General features: G+C 61.6%; 1 protein-coding gene and 1 pseudogene. Both read right to left on the bottom strand.

Features of this window, described 5'->3' with window-relative positions; translation table 11 throughout:
* Positions 1 to 816: twin-arginine translocase subunit TatC (gene tatC, locus E5W70_RS16745; protein WP_292659857.1), on the bottom strand; the 816-nt coding region annotated here is incomplete at its 3' end.
* Positions 813 to 1,042, bottom strand: a pseudogene (locus tag E5W70_RS16740) (hypothetical protein); the annotation flags it as partial. The pseudogene E5W70_RS16740 and the gene tatC, both read right to left, overlap by 4 nt.

Genomic DNA, 1,042 nt, shown 5'->3' with positions numbered 1-1,042 from the left:
GTCCTGCTTTTCGCGAGCCACACGGTCGCGCTCCTTGCTGCGCTCGATCAGCCGGGCCGACCAGATCGAGACCTCGTAGAGCAGGATCGTCGGAATGGCGAGGCCGATCTGGCTCATCGGGTCGGGCGGCGTCAGCACCGCCGCCACGACGAAGGCGATGACGATCGCCCATTTGCGCTTTTCAGCCAGGGCCGTGGACGAAAGCATGCCGACCCGCGTCATCAGGCTGGTCACCACCGGCAACTGGAACACCAGGCCGAAGGAGAAGATCAGCGTCATGATCAGGCTGAGATATTCGGACACTTTCGGCAGCAGCGAAATCTGCACCTGGTCGTTGGTGCCGGTCTGCTGCATGGCGAGGAAGAACCACATCACCATCGGCGTGAAGAAGAAATAGACCAGCGACGCGCCCATCAGGAACAGGATCGGCGAGGCGATCAGGAACGGCAGGAAGGCGTTGCGTTCGTTCTTGTAGAGGCCAGGCGCGATGAATTTGTAGATCTGCGTGGCGATCAGCGGAAAGGCGATGACCATGCCGCCGAACATGGCGAGCTTGACCTGGGTAAAGAAGAATTCCTGCGGCGCCGTATAGATCAGCTCGACCTTGTGCGGGTCGAGCCCGGCCCATTGGGTGGCCCATCTGAACGGAACGACCAAAAGGTTGAACAGCCGCTTAGCGAAAAAGAAGCAGACCAGGAAGGCGACGAAAAAACCGCCGATCGACCAGATCAGCCGCCGGCGCAGCTCGATCAGGTGCTCCATCAGCGGAGCCGACGATTTTTCTATCTCGTCCTTTTCGTTGTCCGAAACGCTCACTTGGCGGCTCCCGCCGTTTTCCTGGCGGCCGGCTTCTTCGCTGCTGCGCCCGGCTTCTTCGCTGCTGACGACTGCGGTTTTGGCTCAGCTTTTGCGGCGGGCTTTGGCGCAGCGGTCTTTGCCGGCTTCTTCTTTGCCGCCGGCAGTAGAGGCGCAAACGGCTGCAGCGGCCGTGCCGCAACGAGCACCGGCGGCAAAGAAGAAGCCGGCGGCCGCGAAAGCCGCG

Source organism: Mesorhizobium sp. (assembly GCF_005063415.1).
In the GTDB taxonomy this organism is placed as follows: domain Bacteria; phylum Pseudomonadota; class Alphaproteobacteria; order Rhizobiales; family Rhizobiaceae; genus Mesorhizobium.
This window is presented reverse-complemented; position numbering and strand designations above follow the sequence as displayed.